Raw genomic sequence first — 21,386 nt, forward strand, 5'->3', positions numbered from 1 at the left:
CGACATCCGGGGTGAGGTGAGAGCGGTCCCGGATGTCGCTGCGCTCATCCGGGCTACGTAAGCGACTCACTGCAGCGGCGAATGCGGCGCGGGCAGCATGATGGTCGAGTGCATCTCCTCGAGGAAGCCCGGCCCCTTGCCGAGGAATTCCTGCCAGGCCGGATCCTTCATCGCATTGCCCCGCGCTTCGGCACGCGCATTCAAGCTGGGATATGCCCAGATGTGGCAGGCTTCGTTCGGTTGACCCGCTTCGGTCGTCCAGAGGCCCACGATCTTTGAATATTTTTCGCGCTCCGGCAGTACCGCGGTGAACGCATCCAGCCATTGCTTGCGGCCGCCCGCCGCCTTGGCGCGGTAGTTGCGGAGTTCATAAACATTGCCCGTCGATGCCGGGGCAACCGGCGGCCTTACCGCGTTCATCAGGCGGACTTCCTGACGTACGAGCAAGGGGCGGATCAGCGGCACATATTCGCCGGTCCAGCGCGGGTTTTTCGCAAGCTCGGCGCGCAACCGGGCGCGCTCGTCAAAACTGTTGTAGCTCCACATGTGCAGGACCTGATTGAGCGGGCCGATCTCGGTCGACCAGTAGCCTTCGAGCTTGCCGTAACCGTCCTTGCGGATATCGCGCGATACCGTGCTGGCGGCCTTGATCATGTCGCCGAGCGTGCCGGGCTTTACGGTGTAGGTGCGCAGTTCGTAGATCATGATGCCTCCCCAAGTTTTTTGCTGTTGTTGTTTGGGGCAGCACTCCTGTCAAGCGCTACACTGCGCTGTGCGGAGAGAGGCCCCTCACCCCGACCCTCTCCCCGCAAGAGCGGGGCGAGGGAGAAGGAACCCTTGGCTACTCCGCGGCCTGCGCGTTGATTTCGCCGGAGACTTGCCGGATCGCGCGGGCGAGTTGCTCGGCCGGCTGGGCGCCGGACACTGCATATTTCTGCGCGAAGACGAAAGTGGGAACGCCCGAAATGCCTTTGTCGGACGCTTCCTGCGCCTGGCCGGAGATCAATGCGACATCCTCGTCGGTGGCAAGTCGCTTGCGGACATCATCGGCGTCGAGGCCGACATCGGCCGCGGCCTGCACCAGCACGTTGACATCGGTCAGATCGCCGCCATCACGAAAGTACAATTCCATCAGGCGCTGCTTCATTTCGGCCGATCTGCCCTGGGCCTCAGCCCAATGGATCAGGCGGTGGCAATCGATGGTATTGGGCTGGCGCTTCACCAGCTCCGGCCGATAGGTCAGCCCTTCCTCCCCCGCGGCAGCGACGACGCGGCCGGCAATGTCCTTGTAGGCTTCGACCGAACCGAATTTTGCGGTGAGATATTCGTCGCGGCTGATGCCCTCGCGCGGCACCCAGGAATTGAGGAAGAACGGCCGCCACCGCACTTCGACGGGAACATCGGGCACCAGCGCCAACGCGTTCTCGATCCGGCGTTTACCGATGTAGCACCAGGGGCAGACCACGTCGGAAACGATGTCGATCTTGAGGGGTTTTAAGGTGCTCATCGGGACGTCCTCGCAAAATGATGACCGGAAGGTAGTCCGATCGGACAAGGAGACAAGGGCGATCCCCGCATGTCTCGTATCACTTCACCTCCGCGGTTATTGTGGCGAACGGCCAGCCTTTCTAGAACTCCGTGCGTCGATTCGAACCGCGGAGCGCTGTAATGAGCGCCCTTCAAGCCGGAAAGCCCCTGTTCCGCGCCACCAAATATGCCGGCGGGCCGTGGTCGCCGGATGTGCTGCAGGGCAGCGCGACCACCGCGCTGATGACAGCGAGGTCGACCGGCTGGCCTGCGCGCTACTTCCAGAACGTGTCGGTACGGTTGATCGAGGGCGCGCTGGAGAAGCCGGGTCCCGCGGCGGCGTGGATGCGGCTCGACGTGCCGATGCTTTATGCGGAGGATCCACGGCGATGTAAATCGCAAGAAATTTGGGATAGTTGGAGCGCAGCGAAACCCATCAATGCCCGCTTACAGTCTGATGGATATACTGCGCTCCACCCATCCTACAAACTGGCCGCCATCTGCCGCATCCGATCCGCAGTCAGATCGTCAGCGGGGAAGAAGGTTTCCAGCGCCAATTCCTGCAACGTGATGTCGACCGGCGTGCCGAACACCATGGTGGTGGAGATGAAACTCAGCACGTCGCCATTGTGGCGCAGCTTGAAGGGAATCGCGACATTGTCGGCCGAGATCGGCCCCGAACGGGCCGGCATCCGATAGGCTTTCAGCTCCTGATACAGCTTCAGCAGTTCGGGATCGGCCGTCGCCTCGCACTGGCGATGCAGCCGCTCCAAAAGATGCGCGCTCCATTCGGCAAGATTGACCGTGCGCGGCGCGAGCCCCTCGGGATGAAAGGCGAGCCGCAGGATGTTGAAGGGCTGCCCGAGCAGATGCGGTGGCAACCCTTCGAGCAGTGGCGCCACCATGCGGTTGGCCGTCACCAGATTCCAGTGCCGGTCATAGGCCAGCGCCGGATTGGGCTCATGCGCCCTCAGCACCAGATCGATCGCCTGCCGGGCAGATTTCAGTGCGGGATCGTCGAGCGAGCGCTGCGGAAAGGCCGGGGCAAAACCCGCCGAGACCAGGAGCACGTTGCGTTCACGCAAGGGAACCTCCAATCGCTCGGCGAGCTTCAGCACCATTTCCCGCGATGGCGCGGCGCGGCCCGTCTCCACAAAACTGAGATGACGGGCCGATATCTCGGCGTCTCCCGCCAGATCGAGCTGGCTCAGATGGCGCCGCTGGCGCCATTCGCGCAAATGATCGCCAATATGGAGAGGCCGGGTTCGTTCGGCTCGCGCCGTGGCAGCATGTGCATTCATGGTGGAAAACCTACCATGTGAATTTCGTCCATTCCATTACGTCCGAGGTAATGGATTTTGACGTACAACTACTTGTACTAACAGGAATTTCTTTTTAACCCTCCCCACCGATACCAACACAAATACCAACATCCCGAACTCACACACCGGCAATAAAAAATATTGACGAGCCGATTATTGGCGAGCCCTACCCTAAGTTTTTTCAGGCCCGAGTTCGAAAGTGATCCAGCACGTGCGCGAGAAGTTCGTCTGCCGAGCCTGCCAAGCACACCGAACCCGCCGGGCCCTCGCGCCCGATTGCACGTGTACGTGCGGGGCCGAAGCTGTTCGCCCTTATGAGTGCTGAGGCCGGCGTGAAGGCGGCGCTGAGCAAGTCGCCGACCACCAGGTAAAATGCCTTGCTGAAGCGTACCCTTCTTCGGCCTTTCCCAGACCACGATGGAATGTGGCTCCTTGCGAGAAGTTCGATCATTCCGGGCTTGGCGGGAAGCCAGGTTTCTCGCTGCGCTTCCGTACAGGTCAGGAGTGGGCCCGCGCGCGTGGGCTCTGGGCTGCAGCTGGTCCACCTAGTGGTTCATCACAGTGATTTTGACTCTTTGGCGGTGGCTGGATAAGCGCGGCCGAGTTTGGCGCGAGCCTTGTCGGTTGTGAACATCCATTGTGATGCGGGCTTTGGCTTTATTTCGCCGCCGTTGCCATGGTGCGATCTCTTTCGGAGCTTTTTGGGGTCGTCGATGCGGCGGCCGAGACACTGGCGCTGCAGCACGCTGATCTCGCACTCGACCATGTTGAGCCAACTGGCATGTTTCGGGGTGTGGTGGAATTCGAGGCGGCGCAGGATGCGCCGGGCCTCGGCGGGCGCGAAGGCCTCATACAGCGCTCCAGGCTTGTGGGTCGACAAATTGTCCTGCACGACACGGATGCAAGTGGCGCCGGGATAATGGACGTCGACGAGTTCACGCATGCATTGGGCGTAGTCCACGGCGGCGCGGCGGTCGGTGACCTTGATGTTGCGCCAGCCGCGATGCGGATCGAAGGTGACGAAGAGATTGACGGTGCCGTTGCGGCGATACTCGTAATCGTAGCGCTGCTGTCCCGGTTCGGCTGGAATCGGCTGACGGACCTCGCCGATCAGCTGGACGGGGGTCCTCGTCGAAGCAGACCAGAGGCCGCGCGGGATCCGGCGCTTCAGCGTAGAGATCGAGCACGTCCTCCATGCGGGCGACGTATTCGCCATCGACCTGGAGGATGCACCACATGTCTCGGCGCCACGGCTTGAGATCGTTCTCGGCCAGCCGGCGGCGCACCGTCCCGCCCGACAGGCTGTCGTGATCGGTGAGCTTGACCATCATGTCGGCCAAAAGCGTCAGCGTCCAGCGTTTGCGGCCGGCGGGTGGCTTGGCGCATGCGATCGCCACCAGCAGGGCCTCCTCCTTGCCGGTCAGCTTGCGCTCCGCGGCCGGACGCGGCTCCGCGATTAAAGAACGGACGACTAAGAAAAATGCGAACGTGATCGGATTTGTCGAGGGTGTCCGCTATGGCACCAGAAGCGCCTTGAAATGGACCTGCTAAAGAATCCCGTTCTTCTGCGGGCTGGTGCGGCGGCGGTTTGGCGCTTTGTTCAGTAGGCCGGCAAGCCGCAGACCTTCCAGGATGCCTTCCAGCCGCTGCACACGGATCATCGAAGCAACCATTGAAACTGCGTCCTGCTGCTGGATCGTGAAGTGCACATCCGGAAGTTGCTCAGACATCGCCTCCAACAATGTCTGCGGGTTGCTAACGTGATCTCGGACCGCATGCGCCGCTTCCTCAGCGAGGTAGGTCGCAAAATCGCCGTCGACGACGAACCCGACGAAATTGAAGTCATTGCGGGTACGTTCCTTGATCGATTGCCGAATCAGCTCGCTTTGGTGTTTTGCCTCAACGAAGAGCATAAAGACCGCATCAGGCAGGTTGTCGCGCGGCAGGTTCTTCAAATCAGCGATTCGGGTGTAAATGTCCTTCCCTGCGCCCTCGTTCCGCTCGAATCGGGCTTGAACCTCCTGGGTCTCGTGCTTCCGCAGCATTTTCTTCTTCTTTCCGAACATCGCATATCCTCCTAAGACTAGGCCGCGAAGCGCCTCCAGAAGCGAAGGTGCTTGCGTTTCGGTGAACGCCTCTCAAGCGAGCATCATCTCACTCTGCTGGCCATGGGGCGCATGACGGACCTCTCCCTAGGCTCTCTTCGGGACGAATCACCACTCAATGACTCTGCGTGAATCTTGAGGAGAATGGAGGTCACTGACTACAACGAGAGTTTTCCTCTGAGAGGTCATATAGACAAGATGCATCTTGATGTGAGCCCGCGCAGCCCTCGCGATAAATCCCGATCAGGGGCAACCTGCTTATAATACGCTCGCATCCCCGTATACCAATGTGTACTCGAGCTAGCCACCGGGATGATTGGCACCAAGGGCGGGCGCAATCATTATGGCCTTATATTGCCAGACAATTCGAGGGGCTATGAACAGTCAAATCTACTCCCTGTTTGGGGAGGCGCAGGAACGCACAGCTGCAGGTCGTGCACCTACGCTATATTCCAGTTTGATCGATGACCTGGGTCAGTTGAATTTCGCGGACGCGGATGACCGTCGAGCATTCCCTCCGACCCTACACAGCACGTTAGCAAGGCATGGACTGTTCGGGCTCACTACACCAGCAGAGCACGGCGGATTAGCTCTTCCGTTGCAAGAGGCCATCGACCTCATCTCCGCCACCGCATCCTTCGATGTCTCGGCTGCCTCTACCCTCGTCATCCATAACTTCCTGGCCTTGCCCTGCATCGAAGCTGCACCGCACATCCCTGAACAAAGGCATGTCATGCGGGGTGCAACACGCGGCGACCTTTGCGCTTTCGCTTTGACGGAGCCTGGAGCTGGCTCTGACCCGCGGCATATACAGGCTTCGGCTTTCATGCACGAAGATAGAGTTCGCATCTCCGGCCGCAAAATTTGGATCGGCCTCGCTGACTGGGCTCGTTGGATCGTTTGCTTTGCGCGAGCCTCCGGTCCTTATGCGAAAGGTCGGTTCGTTTGTGTACTAGTTGATAGGCAGGCTCCGGGCCTAAAGGTCACGCACGAGCATCGCACACTCGGTCTACGTGGCATTATTCAAAATACCCTAGAGTTCCAGGATGTCGAGGTGCCGAGTGCCTACGTGCTCTCTCGCGATCAAGACGGCTGGGGAGCAGCAGCATCTAGTATGAACCGCGGGCGTATCGGTGTGGCTGCTATGGGCCTTGGAGCCCTTGAGCGTGCTATCCAGGTCGCAGCCTCATATGCAAGCCATCGTCGAATAGGTAAGCTGCGCATGATTGAGAACAGCTATGTCGAGCAGTTATTTGAACGGATGGTACTCCGGCGGGAAGTAGTGAAGGCAATGCTGGGCGCATCCTGCCGACTTGTCTCAGCGCACGGCGCGCCGAACGTCCACCTTGCGTCGGCAACGAAGGTGTTGTCGTCAGAGTGGTGCGGCCTCGTCGCTGATCAATGCGTCCAACTATTGGGTGGCCGTGGTTACGATGAGAGAACGCCTGTAGCTAAAATCTATCGAGACGCTCGCATTCTCCGCATCTTCGAGGGTCCGACTGAGACGCTCCTATCGCACCTCGGCCGCTGCCTTCTCTCTAGAGCCACACGTGACGAAATAGCCGATCTTTTTCTGTCTCTTGGTGCGGCGCCAGTCCATGCTGCTGCAATTGATGAACTCTCTGGGCTCAATGAGACAGACGGTGCCGTGCTAATCTATGCAGGTTGGCTCACTACACTAGGACTAGCACAAGCTGTCATGTCTGCTGGTTGCTTCTCCGCCTCAGATTGTGCCGCAGCCGCGGCTGACCTAATCAGTTCCGAATTGGCAACTCTCCGTAGTCGCGCGCCGGCACGGCCATCTTTCGAACGCCGCATTCACGCTAGTCGGATTCTGAATACCTTCCTTCAAGACGCAGCTTCTTCCATCCGGTCACCTGTCCTCACAGACGATTACCTCAAATTGGCTCAGTATGTCTGACAGCTAGCCGTTCTTATGCATGGGAGGGATGATGAGGGTTGGCGAGTGTAGGCTAGATCCGGGCGTCGTTTCCTTCTCGAAGGCACATTCGAGCCACGTTTGTCCGCGGCCTCTGGATCAAACATCGACTGAGGGCTTGATGTGCGTGTGTCGGATGTGGGTAACGATCGCATCCCCCGAAAAGCACGGGCTTACGACCTGCTATGGAACGTCTACTTCGCTTCCTTTGCTACTAGCTTGTCCGCTAGTTGGTTAAGGAGTTCAGTCGCAGAATTGTTGATGTCAGATTTGCTCGCGTTCAAGAATCGACTTAGGAAAACAAGATACCTACTCGCTGAGCCGGTCTCTTCCAGAGTGATAGATACGTTTGAGGGAGTGCTAGGCAAGCTTGAAAACAACTTTGCCCGCTCATTATTTGCGAATTTTTCATCTGGTGGAGGGAGCATTGGTGCCCAGGGATTGTCGATGCTGACGCCATCAATCGGAACGTCAGCGCCAGCTTGGACTCCGGCTAGTCTGAACGGCAAAACCGCAGACGGAGTAGATAATCCGGGCTGTGAGATTGTCACGGTAAGATTCAGATCAAGCTTGCCATCGGCAGCAGCCTTCACGGAAGGTTGTTTGTAATAGATAACCCGTGGCTGAAGTCGAAATACCGTATCGAGAGGATCTCGTTCGAAGGCGAATTCAAGATACAGATCTGGAAAATCTGAAAATCCAAGTGTCTGTAAAATGGGAAAACTTCTTTCTCCCTTTTCATCAACCTTGCTAAAGCGGCTCCGAGGATCCATGCGCTGAGCAAATAGCCTCAAACCCAAGACATCGATCGGCCCTGGGCGGCCGCGAGCTATGACAATACAGTCCAAAGCTGGCTCGGCGCCCCATTTTCCTTCGGCCCCTTTCTTCAATCTATAGAAATAGGCGCTCTTAACGGCCACCGTAAGCGAACTCTCCTGAGCCTTTATAGTCTCACTAATGTAGTTGGAGAGGGCATCATAACCAATCTCAGCCGCTTTGCTTCCAAGGCTAGCGAGTAATGGGGCGAGAATTGTAAGTCCCGTTTCGGTTGGCTTGGTGGGCGGGTTTATTAGACATGCTTCACGTCCACCGGCAAGAACGCGTGTCACGCTTGAAAGCCGCGGACTGTCGGTAACGTCGGCCTTACAATATCCGAAGCAACAGTTTGCGAGCGTAATTGTGATTGCGAGACGGAGTGCGGTCTGCATGCTCTACTTCCCTGGTTGCGCCGCTAAATCGATAACCTCTTTTGGAAGGGTGATGCCAACGTTGAATGACTCTCGTTCGCCGCATTCGCGGCGCTGGCGAATAATGGGATCATTTCCGAGGAGCCCCGCTCGTAGATGTATGCCCCCTATGAAAACCATCTGTCTAACGTGGTCGTATCCAAATATGGCTGAGCCACTCATGGCTTCAAGAGTTTGACAAATATCAAAGACGCATCGAGCGGCTACAGCTTGATCAATATCATCGAACTGATGTCGAAAGCAGGACCGCCCCTTGTTGACCCTAACTGATTTAAGCCAGTCGCCAGACAAATTTGCGTTCCGAATCCAATAATCGTAAAGATTTACGCCGGGGATCAGAAGGTAATCAGTAAACGGTAGCTGCTCGCGGAAGGAATTTATAGGAATGTTGAGCGGGATTGCGTGAGTTTCGACTCTCAATACTGCGAAGTCCTCGCGATCAGTAAGAAGCCGGTCATCGTCGATATCTCTTGGATTTTCGACAGCTGTCGGCTCAAAGGCAACCTCAGGAATCGAAAGTAGACGAAAGGTGAGTCTCTTTGGATCAATTTGAGCTCCCCTCCACCATAGGCAATGGGCTGCGGTAACAACGTATCTTTCATTGATGCGAAATCCCGCACACGTGAGTTCCCTGCTGCCGGATTGCTCAAGAAAGAAAAAGCCCACAATATCTTTCAAACTCTCCCGAGTTTTCGGACGTAAACTCTCCCAGCGCTCCAAGCAAAATTCGTCGTAAGCTTGTAGTTGAGGCGCTGATCTCAAAATTTCCTCCTTGTCGGTTAGGTCGATTATCGACTCCCTAAATGCGATCGGAAGATCACTAAATGCTTTGAGACAGCTTTGCTGACGTTCCGGACTGACCACACCGAAATCTGTTGGAGCATGTTCGGTCGCTACAGTCGCTCCCATTAGAAAGAGCGACGTCATACTAGACCACATCAAACTCGATCTCCAATTTCGAAGCGATCGATTCGTCATCGTAGACTCGGAGTTCGGCTCATCAGCAGTATCCTGGCGCATTTGGTTTCCGAACTCTCACTGGAGGACTGCCCGGCCGCGTCGCCTTATATTCATACGCTTCATTAGGACACGGCCCCTGTAGGGTTTTTGGTGTTGCGGGACCCGGCGGCATCCCCGGTCCGGGATAAGGACCCGCCATCCCTGGTCCGGGACGCGGACCCGGCATTCCTGGGCCCGGATAGGGACTCGGCATTCCCGGGCCTGGATATGGACCGGACGTTCCCGGCCCAGGATAGGGACCCGGCATCCCCGGTCCGGGATAGGGGCCCGGCATCCCCGGTCCGGGATAGGGGCCCGGCATCCCCGGTCCGGGATAGGGAGCCGGCATCCCCGGTCCGGGATAAGGAGCTGGATACGGACGCGGCACCTGATTTGACTGCAGGCAATAGTTCGCTTTGTTTGAGCAAGCGCGCAAGTCCGAGTTTAGTGAGTCGCGACAATCCGCTCTACATTCATAGTCGCCTCTGCAGTCGCTTACGCATGTATTTTGTTCATCCATGGCGTCCGATCTGCAGGCTTGCCAATCAGTGTAACAGTCGGCGCGCGCTCGGCAGTTCGTAACGACTGCAACAAATACAACGAACGCAAATGTGAGGTTCTTCATTCAGTGTTCCAATCTTAACTGAACTGAATATTTGCAAACTTACTGGCGCGTATAGCCGTCGAGCGAAATCTCGTGCTGCATTGGGGCAGCCTCATCGATATTGTCGTAAAGCACTAAAACCTTCAGACGCCCAGCGTCGTGGCTCAGGACAGCTATGGCCTCGGCTTTGGCGATCTCACCTTTTGTGCCCGTTTCAAATTTGACGAAAGTCGCTAGCGGCCGTAGCTGTGCGCCAGAATCGGGTTTTTCAAGGAGCCATAATTTGAACTCGACATCCTTCTGTTCGAGTGTAGGGCCCGAAAGTATTAGTAAGTCGCTGTTACCCAGGGCGGCCAAGTCACGAATGCCGGTATTCGCGCCGAGCTTCACCTTGATAGTCTTTGTCAGACCGTCTTTCAATTTTCCGACGCCGGGCGCGAATAACTCCTTGGTCGGAGCACTAAGGATGAAAGATGCTTCGCTTGTTACTGGTGTGCGCAATCCCACATAAAGACGCCCTCCGATGACGGCGATTCCTTCGATGTTTGTGCCTTCCCCCTTAGGTTTTCCGTAGGCCTCCTTAACTTCGCTGTCGAGCAGTGCGTCGGCAATGCGCCAGCTGCGCTCGATATAGGGTGTTGCTGGGAAGCTGCTCGAGCTATTCAACTTAAAGCGTGCGAGCAAATAACTCGAGGGCTTGTATCTACCGCTACCGGAGCAAGAGTGCGAACTTGCCACGTATACAAACTCTCCGTCGATTGCGACCCCTTCACCATCCAATTCGTCGAACTTGCCTTTTGCAACATTTCCCGTCTCGTCACGACATCTCGGATCGCGGGCTGATCCCAGCACGGCCTTGCCAGGTTCGCCTTTCTCGACGAATGCAACCGTTTTTCCTGTTGGGCTTATTCCGTCTTTGGTGAGCGTCGCAATTTCTCCAAAGCGTTCCTCGTCGTTGACAACAAAGCACTCACGACGAACATCATCCGCTTTTCCGAGACACCCCATCCCACTTATGCCCCGAGGCTTACTATGCTTGTCCGATGAAGGTGCCTTAAAACGACCAAAGACCTTCATCGGACTGCCCGGAGACAAGGTCTGGCCGAAGGAAGCATTGACGCCGCTGACGATTAATACCGATGAGAGGATGGCGCTTAAGAGAAACGGCGCCGCCCGCGTTTTTCGAAGCACAACTGTTCCTGCTGAAATGAACCGCATGGGGTCGCTCTTATAACCAAACATGACCGCGCGGCGGGACTAAACAGGCGACTATAGTCCTGGAACGAATTCGACGTCCGCGCCGTCGATTACAGAAGGCATCCCATAGGTCCCGGGATGACGCTTCACATCCGTCGTTTACGCTCCCAAAGGGAGCCTCCGAAGAAACTTTAGAAGGAGAATCGAGCCCCGTTTTTTTGAAAACCTCTATTCTCTCGGAAACCCGAAGGAAGACTCATCGATGGAAGTGCTATTTCCCCCACCAGCTTTTCAGTTGAGCAGTTGTCCCACTGTAAAATTCTCGATCGCAGTTACCAATGCCATTAACACTGTGAGGCGTCGGACCGACGCCTCCATCGGTATATTGCCAAAGCGTCCATTCATTCCAGCACGGCGGCACAACTGCTGTAGGGCCATATTGCGCCAGCCAGAACCAACAATTTTTCAGAACAGGATCGATCGCGGTCCCTAGAGCTCTTTTGATCGTGTGACCGCTATAAAACCCTGGCCATCTCCCAAGCTCCGAGTGAATGTGAGTAACGAATGATCTCGCTTCCTCAAGCGTCATACTACTGCCCGTCGGATTATCCTCAAAGTCGAGAACCACTACGGTATTCTTGTCTGGCTGCACTGTATCGAGGAAATGCTGAGCTTGAGATACTCCGTTCGCTCCGGTGCCAAAATGATAAGCTCCAAACAAAAGATCAGCCTCCAGCGCCGCGGTCATATTCCGTTTGAACGTTGCATCCACATAGGACTCGCCTTGCGTCGCCTTTTGGATGATACCGAGCACCCCATCTTCTCGCGCTTTGTCAAAGCGAAGACGACTCCCGTTATGATGCGATATATCGATTACGCAATTAGAAGCCATCGTTGCCCTCCCCAATTAATTAAAGCTGCAAATTACATCCTGTTGACCGGCAGAATTAGCATCTACAAAGTTCGGCGCTCGCTGGAACACGAAGACGAAACGTCACGAGTCGCAGCCAAGCTACCCGCGACTAGGTATTCCGGAGAGAACACCGATCGAGTTCCTAGTTTAATCAGAATAGTAGTTGTTTCTGTTGCACCCACCGAAATGGAAAGCTGCGTAGGCATTGCCATCTCAACCATATCGCGCGGATTGTTGGCTCGCCTATCGCAGTAGCAAGAACAGACGAGACGCTCCTCGCCTTCAAAATCAATCGAAAATAAGCAATCCGAGCAATTCAACCCTTTTGACTTCGTAGAAAAGTTGAGGTCGAAGCAAAATGCACCTGTTGAAAAACTATTTCAAGCTACCGACTGAAATATTTTTTGTTTCCAGAGGTGCAGCTTGGCAGTCCCGCGGCTAACAAGTCTCCCCGAATTCGCACACGACGGTTCAGTCTAATACTGCCCATGTCTAGCCTAACGACGGCTGGCCCTATCGGACCGTCCGATCTCAACCTGGATGACGATCCGCGAGAGACCGCGGCTCTGGCAGAGCAACGTTCTATTCTCGAATAGTCCTCTTGGATCAACTGCGAACTGCGTTGCAACATTGCCGATACAGCAATTGGTCACAATATCGGCGCAGCAAGATGAGCCGGCTGAACAAGCGCCATTACAGCCCTACCGGATCCACCAACGATCGTGCATTCGTAGGCCGCACGATTGTTACTAGCACTCGCGCTCGAGTTAGCCCTACGCGCAACAATCGACGGCTGCGCTCGAAGGGCGGTTGTTCGTTGCGCTCATCGAAGAAGCCGGACTTAAAAGCACCTTCGACCAAGACAACTCCATCAAACTCCTTGCCCTTGGCTTTGTGTATATTCATCAAGATACAACCGCCCTGAGAGTCGCGCTCAGCGGCGATGAGGCGTTCCTGCTCGAGGATGCGCTTCACCAGATCGCTCGCGCCCGCGTAACTGCTTGAGGCGAGCCAGCGCTCTCCAAGCCCGACGCCAAGGCATCCGTTGCCCGAAAGAGGCGCACAAGCCGCACCTCGCGGAACAGCTCGCTGAGCGCCGGAATATTCTGAAGCAGCCGACGCGCCGCCTTCCAGTCCGCCACCGGCTCGCCGATCAACGTAAAACCGGCCGCTTGAGCGGCGACCAATGCCTTGGCGGCCTTGATCCGCGGTTCTTCGCCCTTCGCCACCTTGGTGGCGGCCTCGTCGTATTTCCGGGCGTTCTCGGCTGCCGTGTTGGTTTGCTCTTCGGCGTTCTTCAGCTTGTAGAAGCCGGCGATCACCCGAAGCGTCCGCGCCAGGTTCTCCGTGGCTGGCCCGGTTGGCCACTCTAGGATCGATGCGACGACGACCGCCGCCGCAGCCGACAGCTCCGCATCCCACACAACATCATGCTCGACGATGGAAAGCGGCCGATCGTTGTAGGTGCGAGGTTCCGAAAGAATCACCGACAGTTCGGAAATCAGCGAGTTGCTCCGCGACAGCACCGCGACGCTTGGCTTCTCGACACCCTTTTTGCGCAGCGTGCTGAATGTCCAGATTACCGCCGCATGCACCGTCGCGGGGAACACGTTCGCCCAATAGCTCACCTGCTTGACTTCAGGTGTCACCGGCAGCGGACTTTGATTGCGCAATACCGCGTTAGCGAACTGGAGGATATTCGCAGATTGAGAGGACGATGGCAGGCGCAGGTGCGTCGTCGTGGCGTTCCCCCTCGAGCGAAGTCAGCCGCGAAGGCCGAAATGATGATGACCGGAATTCGCAAGCCCGAGTTCGCCGGATGGTCCTGCAACTGGAGACCGGACATGCCGCCCAACCTCACGTCTGTAATCAGACACGATGTCGCATCGAGTCGACCAAGAGCCAAAAACTCCTCCGCCGACGAAAATCCGGCGACATCGAAGCCTGAGGCGTCCAAGAAATCCTGCAGAGCCTCAAGAACCATTGAGTCATCATCCACACACGAGATTACGGTAGTGACGATCGCATCGCGTGGACAGACGAACAGCCGCTGGAAGCGCAACTCAGCACGATCGATGCTGAAATCATCGTGGTCGGCGAGACACAATACCGTAGACCATCTTGAGTGGGTCTATAAAGATTCCATCCGGCGACGTGAGGAGATGCGACAAGCCGAAATCAAAAGAAAGCTAGAGGCCGAGACGGCTGATCGCGAACGGCTCATCAAGCTGGAGGCTGACCGCTTGAAGCGCCTAACTGACAACTCTGAGAACTACCAGCGCGCACAGACTATTAGGGCTCTCGTCTCCACCGTCATCGCCATACAGGCCGAAAGCATCAATCCGGATCGCATCACACGCTGGCAGGAATGGGCCCTGATGCAGGCAGACAAGCTCGACCCCATCGCTACCGGGCGGATCTGGGATGACATCAATGACAACACCTAAGACAGTCTACGGCCAAGTCCTATCTATTCTCGTCGAGCAACCATTCAGACGGTGAGCAAGCGTGAGTCAAAGAGCGTAAGCGTCATTGCTTAGCGGAGCAGTGGCGCAAGCCAGCTTCGAAGCAACTTTTTGCGGGACACCAGTCTAGCAGCAATCTCGTCTGGATTGCCTATTCCAGATTGTTTGCACGATTCCGATGCGCCCGGCGCTCAGTGACTCAATTGCGACGCGGTCAGCATCGCGATTGTCCAGGAGCTGACTTCCACTCGAACCAATATCCAAGATCGATCGCTTCAATATAAAGGTTTCGTTCTCCATCAGGGGTGACCACGAAGTTGCTTTCTTTGCTTTGGTCTCCTGATCCAATCCAAAGCAGAAACGGAATGAGGCCGCTCGCCTTTTTCAAGGCAGAAACTACGTCTCCCTGCGCGTGCTTCGCGCGAGATAAAGGGGTGCTATCGACACTGCGCACGCGAGAGACAGCAGCTGCGTTGCCAGCGAGGATTTCTTGCTCGACCGTTGCGACCGGCGCAAAAACCAGTTCGCCAAGTTTCGGAAGCCAGCCATTCCTCCCCACGCTGATCATACTTGGCATGGCCGAGTTCATCACCGCGCTTTACCCATGCCGTCGATGTCTGGCGCGTCATCCACCTTCGCCACGACTTTCATCGTCAGCTCCGCGCCGACGTGGCGTTGGAAGATAGCGGCGGCGTATCCGAAGGCGAATTCCGAAAGGTCGCTCGCGACGGGAGCCATCTCCGCGAGTAGCTGGCGGTGCGCCTTGTTGACATTAGGTTCGGACAACGCCTCGGACATTCCGTGGACGAGGACATAATCCGAAACGAAAAAGAACGTGTTCAGCAATCCTTTGTTGAAATACACGGCCCAGTCGGCTTCTTCGCTGTCGGCCTCGCTGGCCGCCTTCTCGAAAGCCGCGTCGATATCGTCGACATCGGGATGGTGGAAGGCGTAGTTGTTCCGGATCGTCGCGAGGCCGCTTCCCTTTCCGAACCGCTTCTTGAGTCGATCCAGCGCCTCCTTGGCCGGCGCGTCCAACAACGGGAGATACTCGCGCCCGAGCGGCCTCTTCAGGAAGCGGTCTTCGACGAGGCGCCATGCCTCCCACATCGCGCCGATCGTGAGCCGCACGAAGACCTGCGTCTGCGCGCCTTCCAGTCTCTGCTTCACGGGTTCCTCGGTATCGCCGTTGGTTAGGATGATGACCAGCTTCCAGAGCGCGTTGACCTGGTTCGATGCGTGGCCCAGCGCGAGAAAGAGCGAGCGCTCCTCCTTCTGCATTCGGCGGAGCAGATCCTTCGTGACGGTCAGCCTGAGGATGTCGAGCGTCATGCCACGCCGACCTTCGGGTCGGCGGCCATGACCGCGCCGACAAGTTCGGCGGGATCGACCTGCTTCGCCCGCGCCCAAGCCACCAGGTTTTCCGGACGGTAGGTCGAGTCGCTGCGCCATCGATCGAACACCGAGCCGTCGATGGTCTCGTTGATGCGCGACGTCGTCGCGGCCGTACCCTTCTCAGGTGGGGTGCCCACCGAGCGGTAAAACCGCTTTGAGAAGAAGTGGTACCATCCCTTCCCGAACTCGCGATATGAATCGTTGATGGGCGGCGCGGCTTCCGTCGTATCGATCTCGACCTTGTCCCGGTACGCAAGCCCCAGCGCGCCGGCCTTTTCCATGAGCCAGACCAGAGGACGCTGCGACAGCGGATCGCTGGCGTAACCGCCGCCGACGTTCGCGTGGCAGCCGACGAACCAGCGCTGCTCCACGTGTTCGATTGGACGTTCGGGCGCTCCCGCCTCTCCGGTCTTGACGGTCCGCGTCCAGAAGGTCGCCTCGAAGTCCGCGCGGTGTTCGTCGAGAGCCAGCGCGTGGAAAGCATACTCGTTGTCGAGGCGAAGGTGCGTGTCGAGGAACCGGTACTTGTGGACCTTGGCTTCGGCGCTGCTGACCGGGATGCCCATCGACCCCACCGTGTCCCAAACGCCGACAAACTTGATCTTGGTCGGCCTCGAATACTTCGTGAGCCATCGTTCTTCGAGCGATGCGTTTTGCGCCAGTGGCTTTCCTAGCAGCGATCTGATGGTCGGCGCGACGTAGAGACGGTACCTGGCGTAGAGTTGCTCGATCGACAAGGGCGCGCCGAGCCGCAGGATCCCGCACTTGCTGATTAGTCCCGACAGCGAGCGCGCAGTGTACGCTCCGCGGCTGAATCCGAAGATGAAGATCTCGTCGCCGTCGTCGAAGTTCTCGATCAGCCACGTGTAGGCCCGGATGATTTCATCATCGATGCCGTAACCGGCAACGCCGCCCCGGATGACTTCCCCGCGGATCGTACCGACGCCTTGGCTGTAGTAGACGCGCTGGTCTTTGGTTTCCGCCGTCAGGCTCTTCAGCCGCCAAACGTTGGTATTGTTGTTGAGCGTGTTGAAGGTACCGTCGAGATAGATCGCGAGCCGCTTCATGATGATGCCTTTTCCGTGCTCCCTTGCTGGGAGGCAGACTTCGGTTTGCGGGATCTCGGGCTGCTAGGGGGCTTAGGAGTGCCGCCCAAGTGCGGCGACTGAGTACACAGCAGGAGCTGTCGCGCGTATGTCCGCGCCGCCTCGAACGCGCCTGCTTCGGTGACGAACAGCGCGAGGTAAATCGCGTGCAGAACCGCAATCACCACCACGGCGAGCAGCTTCGCGTCGAAGGTGTTCGACAGGTCGACAGGCCAGCGATGCCAGAAGATCGCGAGGCAGATCGCGACGATCACGGCGTTGAGGAAGAAACCCGGAAGCTTCAGACCGAGCAGATTGCGACGGAAGCCATAACTTATGTTCTCGTTGAGCAGAATATCGAACTTCTTCGTGTCGCGGGTGTTCTCGCGTAGCCAGGTCGCGCCGCGGGCATAATATTTGTCGGCCGCGGCCGGATCGGCAGCCTCGTCCGATGCGGTGGGAGCCGGCTTCCCGAGCTTAGACGCGATGAACGCATGGAAGCCAGACTTCGTATCGTCATCGTAGGTGTCGTCGCGATGCCGCAGCGTGGTGGTTGTCGGCAGTCCACCCATGCGTTCGATCAGCTTCGGTTCGATCGCCTTGCCTCGCCTGCGCGCCACGTCGGCGAACGCCGCGAACAAGACGGTGAGCGCGGTTCCGGCGATCAAGTGCGTGAGTCCGAGACTGCCCCATGAGACGAAGATGGCGGCAAATGCGAAGGCAGGCGCGCCGGCGATGACCGCCGGAACAAGCCTGGCCTTCGTCGTGTATGCATCGAGAGGATTGTTCATTTCCTGCCCTCCTTACCCGGCGCTACCGGATTTCCGGCAGCGGATAGGGCCTCTACGGTGAAGTGGACATAGCCCGTCGGCGTGTGGATGAGCATCAAAAGAGGGAAATACTGGCTGATCGAAAGTTTGGCCGCGGTCTTCACGTCGCGTCCCGACGGTCCGCTGGGGAAAAGATGGTTGTGCCAGGTACCGAGCGCGTACAGGGCGCCGCCCGATCCTTCGATCAGATCCTGCAACATGGGTTTCAATCCCTCGGTGCCGAGCACGAACTCGTCCCGTGAAAACCTGCTATCCGGAGGCGCCGGCATCGTCCCGACGACATGGAAGGCGTTGGTGACGTCCGAATAGCGGCCGACCAGGATTCCGCCCGTCTCGGAGCCGGGCCGCGCCGCGACCTCGCGACGGATGGTCTCGTCGACGTCAGGGCTCAGGCGCACCACGCTTGCATTTCCATCGCCCACGATGACGCGCGGTGCTATCTCCATGCGCGCCCACTTCTGGTTCAAGCCGTCCGCGTCGAGACGACCGATCAGCAGGCAGCCGGCGCCCGGCAGCCCTTCCCGCTGCAGTCTGAGCACGTGCTCAGCCATCGGCGCCGCGAACGTCGACAGCCGACCGTCGGACAGCGGCATCGTGATCGCGGAACATCCCTGGCCGATCGCGATGGCCTCGGCTTCCGTATTGAAGACTTCGCCCCTCAGAACGGAATCCGCATGGATCAAGCGGTATGCCTCGCAGATCAGATCGGTCGTCGACGGGTTCGCGGATGGCCCCTCCACCGAGATGAGGCCTACGCTTCCGACCCCCAGCATGCAGGCCTCGACCACGTGGGGACGGTCAGCATCGACGCCCGGCAGCACCAGGGCCTCTCGCACGCTTGCCGAGCCCGTGGTGTTGACGATGGCAAAACTGTCCGGTGCCATGATGGCCGTGATCGAACGGTTGTCGAACGCATGCGCGACGACGTCCGCATCGTGCGGTACCGCCTGGTGCTTGAAAGGTGCCAAAGCTTCCGCGAGGTAGAACGCCTTCGGGATCGCCCAGAAGCTCTCGACCATGTTCCCCGACGGCAGGATCCCGTGGCGGGCGAAATTGTGCGGCTGCATAACGCCGTTGTCGACCACGGCCGCCGGGCCCCGCCCCGATCTCGCCATGTGAACGGCCATCTTCGAGCCGATGCTTCCGCATCCGATGAGCGTCCATGGCCGAAGCGCCTTCCCGTTGTCGCCGGCGGCGCGCCTTAGCAGTTCCGGCGAGACCTCCTCGCGGTGCATCGCGCTCCGCACCGGCTTGCCGCTGCCCTTCGCAAGCGCGTCCTTGCCACGCAGTTCGACCACGTATGGGCAAATCTCGATCGGCGAACCCGTCCCGATCACGTCGCACGGGCGCCGGGCGAGCAGCAGGACCGCGATTGGCTGCTCCATCCTTAGCTTGGATGCAGATACGCGAGTCTGTAGGATGCCGAGTTTCGGCTCCAGGAATTCACGGCATCCCAATTCCGTGGCTCTGGCGAGCAATTCGTCGATGGATGAGACGGTCTCGGGAAGGTATCGGTCGGCGACGAATGGCTGACCGGCAGCGGTTTTGCCGGACCAGGCGACCAACGCGTGAGTGTTGCCGCGGTAGCCGGTCTCACCGACCCGAACGAAGCGCCATTCGGCGACGATGTTCTGTCCCAAGGCGACGGGCGCGGTCTCGGAGAGCCCGATCCTGTGTGTCATAGGGCCCGTGCCGTACGAGTAGTACCAAGCCGGGAAGGCCAAGCAGCCGCCGTCGCGCGTCGGCATGCGGGTGAGCCAACCTGCGTCGGCGACGATGACGTCGTCGATGCCGTCTCGCCGGACCGGCTCCCAGCCGTGCTGCGGATCGATCAGCTGCGCCATGGCCGCCTTATCGAGCCAATCGACGAGTTGTTCGAACAGTCCCCCCATGCCGCGCACTCGCAGGATCTCGCGCGGGGAACCAGCCACCAGGCAAGGCTCCGGAGGGCCGCCCCTCGAGGACGGTTGGATGTGGGGGTGACTGCGATCGAAATCGCTTCGGAGGTGGATACCGGGTGCTCCGAGCGGATAGCCCGCCGTGAAGAGCAAGGAAACCGGCTCGATCTCCCGCACGCCGGAAGGGCTGACTCCGGCGGCGCGCCAGGCGTTCGCCATCTCTGTGCGGATTTCGACGACGGCGAGCGTCGCCGCCGAGTTTTCGACGCGGTCGGCGGTTACGCGGACGACGGAAGGATGCGCCTCGATGAGGCGCAGTGCCCGTCTGACTGGTACGGGTATTTCGTCCGCGGTCGCCTCCGGCATCGGATCATCCGTGAGCCAACGGCTGGCTGCCGATGCCGGTGCCGGCCGCCACGCTGACGGCGAATGCGGTGCGCTTTACCCGGGGCCCCGCTGACGAGATCTCGATGACCAGCGGCTTGTCTCCAGATCCATCGGCGACGCATTTGAACTCGCCGTTCGGTCCATCCAGGATGTCGAGATATTCGCGCTTGGCGCGGATGCAGGGCGGATCGTCCTTGTCGTCCTTCACCGGTTTGCTGCTGGAAATGATCAGTGCGCCGTCGCGCGCCTGTCCCAGCGCGCTGCGCGCCGCCTCGTTGACCTTCGCCTTCTCGCCCTTGTCGGACCAACTGTCGAACGACAGGCTGCGCCAAGAACAATGATGCGGAGCGACCAGGACGTCGTACTCGAGACGCTCGGCACGGTTCTTATTGCGGTTCCACAGGCGCTCCCAGATAGCGACGCCGGCGTCGCCGCCGATCAGATACCTGGCCTTGACGACATTCGAGACCTTCAGGTCGATGCGCAGGATTACGCTCGAGTCGTTCTTGCTGATGAGCTCCTCTTCCGCCTCGTCATCGGCCTTGAGCGGTGCCAACAGACGGGCCTCGAAGGAATTGTCGGTCGACCCGGCGATCGTAGAGAACAACGCGTCCACCTTGATCACAATGGAACCGATGTCGTCGGTCTTGCCGTTGACGTCCTCGCCCATGATGAGAATGCGGTTTCCGTCGGCTTGGGTCCCCTCCTCGCGGAATTTCTTGACCCGGCGGCGAGCCTCAGCCGACCAGTCGCAAGCGTCGTCGCAAAGTGTGTGATTCTTGGATGCACGGCGGAACACGATTGGCGATGACCACTGCTCGCGGATCACGATCTTGTCGGCGACCTTCGACCAGTCCTCGGGCGGTCCGAGGTGGAAGTGGTTCTTCAGCCCGCGGATGTGGTCCTGGTCCGGATGCGTCAGGAGGAACGCGTCGACGTAGAGCCGGCCCTTGGAGTCGCGACCAAGATCTTCGAGTTCCTTGCGAAGTTGCCCGGCCACGTCGGGCGTATCGGTGTCTTCGTCGTCGGCGTCCGCGCGGATGTCGATATCGACGAGAATTCTCTTTCCCGAATCGAGCACTATGAGCATCATGTCCCCATTGTCGACCCGGAAATGCATTGTCTTAGCGGTCATTCCGATCCCTTGAGAGAATTGAAAGAAAACCCACGGCCATGCCCCCGATTGAAGATCGGATGGACGCATCTTTTGAGATATGGTGCCGAGTGTGACAGCGCAAGATGTGCTACTAATATTTTTGCGGGGCACTATATATATGAAATTGCTAAACCTTTAGGCGTCTGGAACTAGATTTTGTTCTGCAGACGTTCTGCAGGGATGCAGCAAGGGCCGGCTGGAGCTCGAAAATTGTGGCTGCACTCTTTATCCGATCCGATGGTCACCGAAACCTCGTGCCGAGGTCCGACCGGTTTTGCCCTATGCTGGTTTGGTTCGAATCACCGGCTACGCTACGG

At 58.3% G+C, this 21,386-nt stretch carries 18 protein-coding genes and 2 pseudogenes; 2 read left to right on the forward strand and 18 right to left on the reverse strand.

Going from position 1 to position 21,386, the window contains the following annotated elements; all coding sequences use genetic code 11:
- Window positions 1-66: 66 nt before the first annotated feature.
- The 5 genes and pseudogenes from HCN58_RS05395 to HCN58_RS05415 form a co-directional block, all read right to left on the reverse strand.
- Entirely contained in the window at window positions 67-705 is a 639-nt protein-coding gene (locus HCN58_RS05395) for an NIPSNAP family protein (RefSeq protein ID WP_171578316.1), read from the reverse strand.
- Between the two features lie 136 nt (window positions 706-841).
- Window positions 842-1,507, reverse strand: a complete 666-nt coding sequence (locus tag HCN58_RS05400; protein WP_171578317.1) for a DsbA family oxidoreductase — start codon at window positions 1,505-1,507, stop codon at window positions 842-844.
- A 502-nt stretch (window positions 1,508-2,009) separates the two neighbouring features.
- A complete protein-coding gene (locus HCN58_RS05405) occupies window positions 2,010-2,828 on the reverse strand; it encodes a helix-turn-helix domain-containing protein (protein WP_171578318.1) in 819 nt (272 codons plus the stop codon).
- A gap of 577 nt (window positions 2,829-3,405) precedes the next feature.
- Window positions 3,406-4,309, reverse strand: a pseudogene (locus HCN58_RS05410) (IS630 family transposase); the annotation flags it as partial.
- An 87-nt stretch (window positions 4,310-4,396) separates the two neighbouring features.
- Window positions 4,397-4,915, reverse strand: a complete 519-nt coding sequence (locus tag HCN58_RS05415; protein WP_171578319.1) for a hypothetical protein — start codon at window positions 4,913-4,915, stop codon at window positions 4,397-4,399.
- A gap of 415 nt (window positions 4,916-5,330) precedes the next feature.
- On the opposite strand from HCN58_RS05415, the gene HCN58_RS37365 reads away from it, so the two are divergent.
- Window positions 5,331-6,875 (forward strand): acyl-CoA dehydrogenase family protein, encoded by a 1,545-nt coding sequence (locus HCN58_RS37365; RefSeq protein ID WP_171578320.1) that lies wholly within the window; start codon window positions 5,331-5,333, stop codon window positions 6,873-6,875.
- 212 nt (window positions 6,876-7,087) lie between these two features.
- On the opposite strand, the gene HCN58_RS05425 is transcribed toward HCN58_RS37365, so the two are convergent.
- The 7 genes and pseudogenes from HCN58_RS05425 to HCN58_RS37370 all read right to left on the reverse strand — a co-directional run.
- Window positions 7,088-8,101 carry a hypothetical protein gene (locus HCN58_RS05425; protein WP_171578321.1) on the reverse strand — a complete coding sequence of 338 codons (1,014 nt, stop codon included), beginning with the start codon at window positions 8,099-8,101 and terminating at the stop codon, window positions 7,088-7,090.
- Between the two features lie 3 nt (window positions 8,102-8,104).
- Window positions 8,105-9,067 (reverse strand): trypsin-like serine protease, encoded by a 963-nt coding sequence (locus HCN58_RS05430; RefSeq protein WP_171578322.1) that lies wholly within the window; start codon window positions 9,065-9,067, stop codon window positions 8,105-8,107.
- A 736-nt stretch (window positions 9,068-9,803) separates the two neighbouring features.
- Window positions 9,804-10,961 (reverse strand): DUF3616 domain-containing protein, encoded by a 1,158-nt coding sequence (locus HCN58_RS05435; protein WP_171578323.1) that lies wholly within the window; start codon window positions 10,959-10,961, stop codon window positions 9,804-9,806.
- A 250-nt stretch (window positions 10,962-11,211) separates the two neighbouring features.
- Window positions 11,212-11,832 (reverse strand): glycoside hydrolase family 25 protein, encoded by a 621-nt coding sequence (locus HCN58_RS05440; RefSeq protein ID WP_171578324.1) that lies wholly within the window; start codon window positions 11,830-11,832, stop codon window positions 11,212-11,214.
- 714 nt (window positions 11,833-12,546) lie between these two features.
- Window positions 12,547-12,828: an ATP-binding domain-containing protein gene (locus tag HCN58_RS35570; RefSeq protein ID WP_311966776.1), complete on the reverse strand. Its 282-nt coding sequence runs from the start codon at window positions 12,826-12,828 to the stop codon at window positions 12,547-12,549.
- Window positions 12,825-13,526 carry a hypothetical protein gene (locus HCN58_RS05445; RefSeq protein WP_235983393.1) on the reverse strand — a complete coding sequence of 234 codons (702 nt, stop codon included), beginning with the start codon at window positions 13,524-13,526 and terminating at the stop codon, window positions 12,825-12,827. The genes HCN58_RS35570 and HCN58_RS05445 overlap by 4 nt, the downstream gene beginning before the upstream one ends.
- Window positions 13,527-13,675: 149 nt before the next feature.
- Window positions 13,676-13,837: pseudogene (locus HCN58_RS37370) on the reverse strand (response regulator); the annotation flags it as partial.
- A 31-nt stretch (window positions 13,838-13,868) separates the two neighbouring features.
- On the opposite strand from HCN58_RS37370, the gene HCN58_RS05455 reads away from it, so the two are divergent.
- Window positions 13,869-14,300, forward strand: coding sequence for a hypothetical protein (locus tag HCN58_RS05455; protein ID WP_171578011.1), 432 nt, complete (start codon window positions 13,869-13,871; stop codon window positions 14,298-14,300).
- Window positions 14,301-14,532: 232 nt separating this feature from the next.
- Here HCN58_RS05455 and HCN58_RS05460 read toward each other — a convergent pair whose 3' ends face one another.
- The 6 genes from HCN58_RS05460 to mblB all read right to left on the reverse strand — a co-directional run bounded on the left by HCN58_RS05460 (window position 14,533) and on the right by mblB (window position 21,048).
- Window positions 14,533-14,895 (reverse strand): hypothetical protein, encoded by a 363-nt coding sequence (locus HCN58_RS05460; RefSeq protein WP_171578326.1) that lies wholly within the window; start codon window positions 14,893-14,895, stop codon window positions 14,533-14,535.
- An 11-nt stretch (window positions 14,896-14,906) separates the two neighbouring features.
- On the reverse strand, window positions 14,907-15,650 hold the full coding sequence (locus HCN58_RS05465; protein WP_171578327.1) for a hypothetical protein: 744 nt from the start codon (window positions 15,648-15,650) through the stop codon (window positions 14,907-14,909).
- Entirely contained in the window at window positions 15,647-16,780 is a 1,134-nt protein-coding gene (locus HCN58_RS05470) for a T6SS phospholipase effector Tle1-like catalytic domain-containing protein (RefSeq protein WP_171578328.1), read from the reverse strand. The genes HCN58_RS05465 and HCN58_RS05470 overlap by 4 nt, the downstream gene beginning before the upstream one ends.
- Window positions 16,777-17,466 carry a hypothetical protein gene (locus HCN58_RS05475; RefSeq protein WP_210265873.1) on the reverse strand — a complete coding sequence of 230 codons (690 nt, stop codon included), beginning with the start codon at window positions 17,464-17,466 and terminating at the stop codon, window positions 16,777-16,779. The genes HCN58_RS05470 and HCN58_RS05475 overlap by 4 nt, the downstream gene beginning before the upstream one ends.
- Before the next feature lie 119 nt (window positions 17,467-17,585).
- Window positions 17,586-19,892 carry an anti-phage 6A-MBL system cap2_3 protein gene (cap2-3, locus tag HCN58_RS05480; RefSeq protein WP_171578329.1) on the reverse strand — a complete coding sequence of 769 codons (2,307 nt, stop codon included), beginning with the start codon at window positions 19,890-19,892 and terminating at the stop codon, window positions 17,586-17,588.
- A gap of 4 nt (window positions 19,893-19,896) precedes the next feature.
- Window positions 19,897-21,048, reverse strand: coding sequence for an anti-phage 6A-MBL system MBL-fold protein (gene mblB / locus HCN58_RS05485; protein WP_171578330.1), 1,152 nt, complete (start codon window positions 21,046-21,048; stop codon window positions 19,897-19,899).
- Window positions 21,049-21,386 lie beyond the last annotated feature (338 nt).

Source organism: Bradyrhizobium australiense, assembly GCF_013114825.1.
In the GTDB taxonomy this organism is placed as follows: domain Bacteria; phylum Pseudomonadota; class Alphaproteobacteria; order Rhizobiales; family Xanthobacteraceae; genus Bradyrhizobium; species Bradyrhizobium australiense.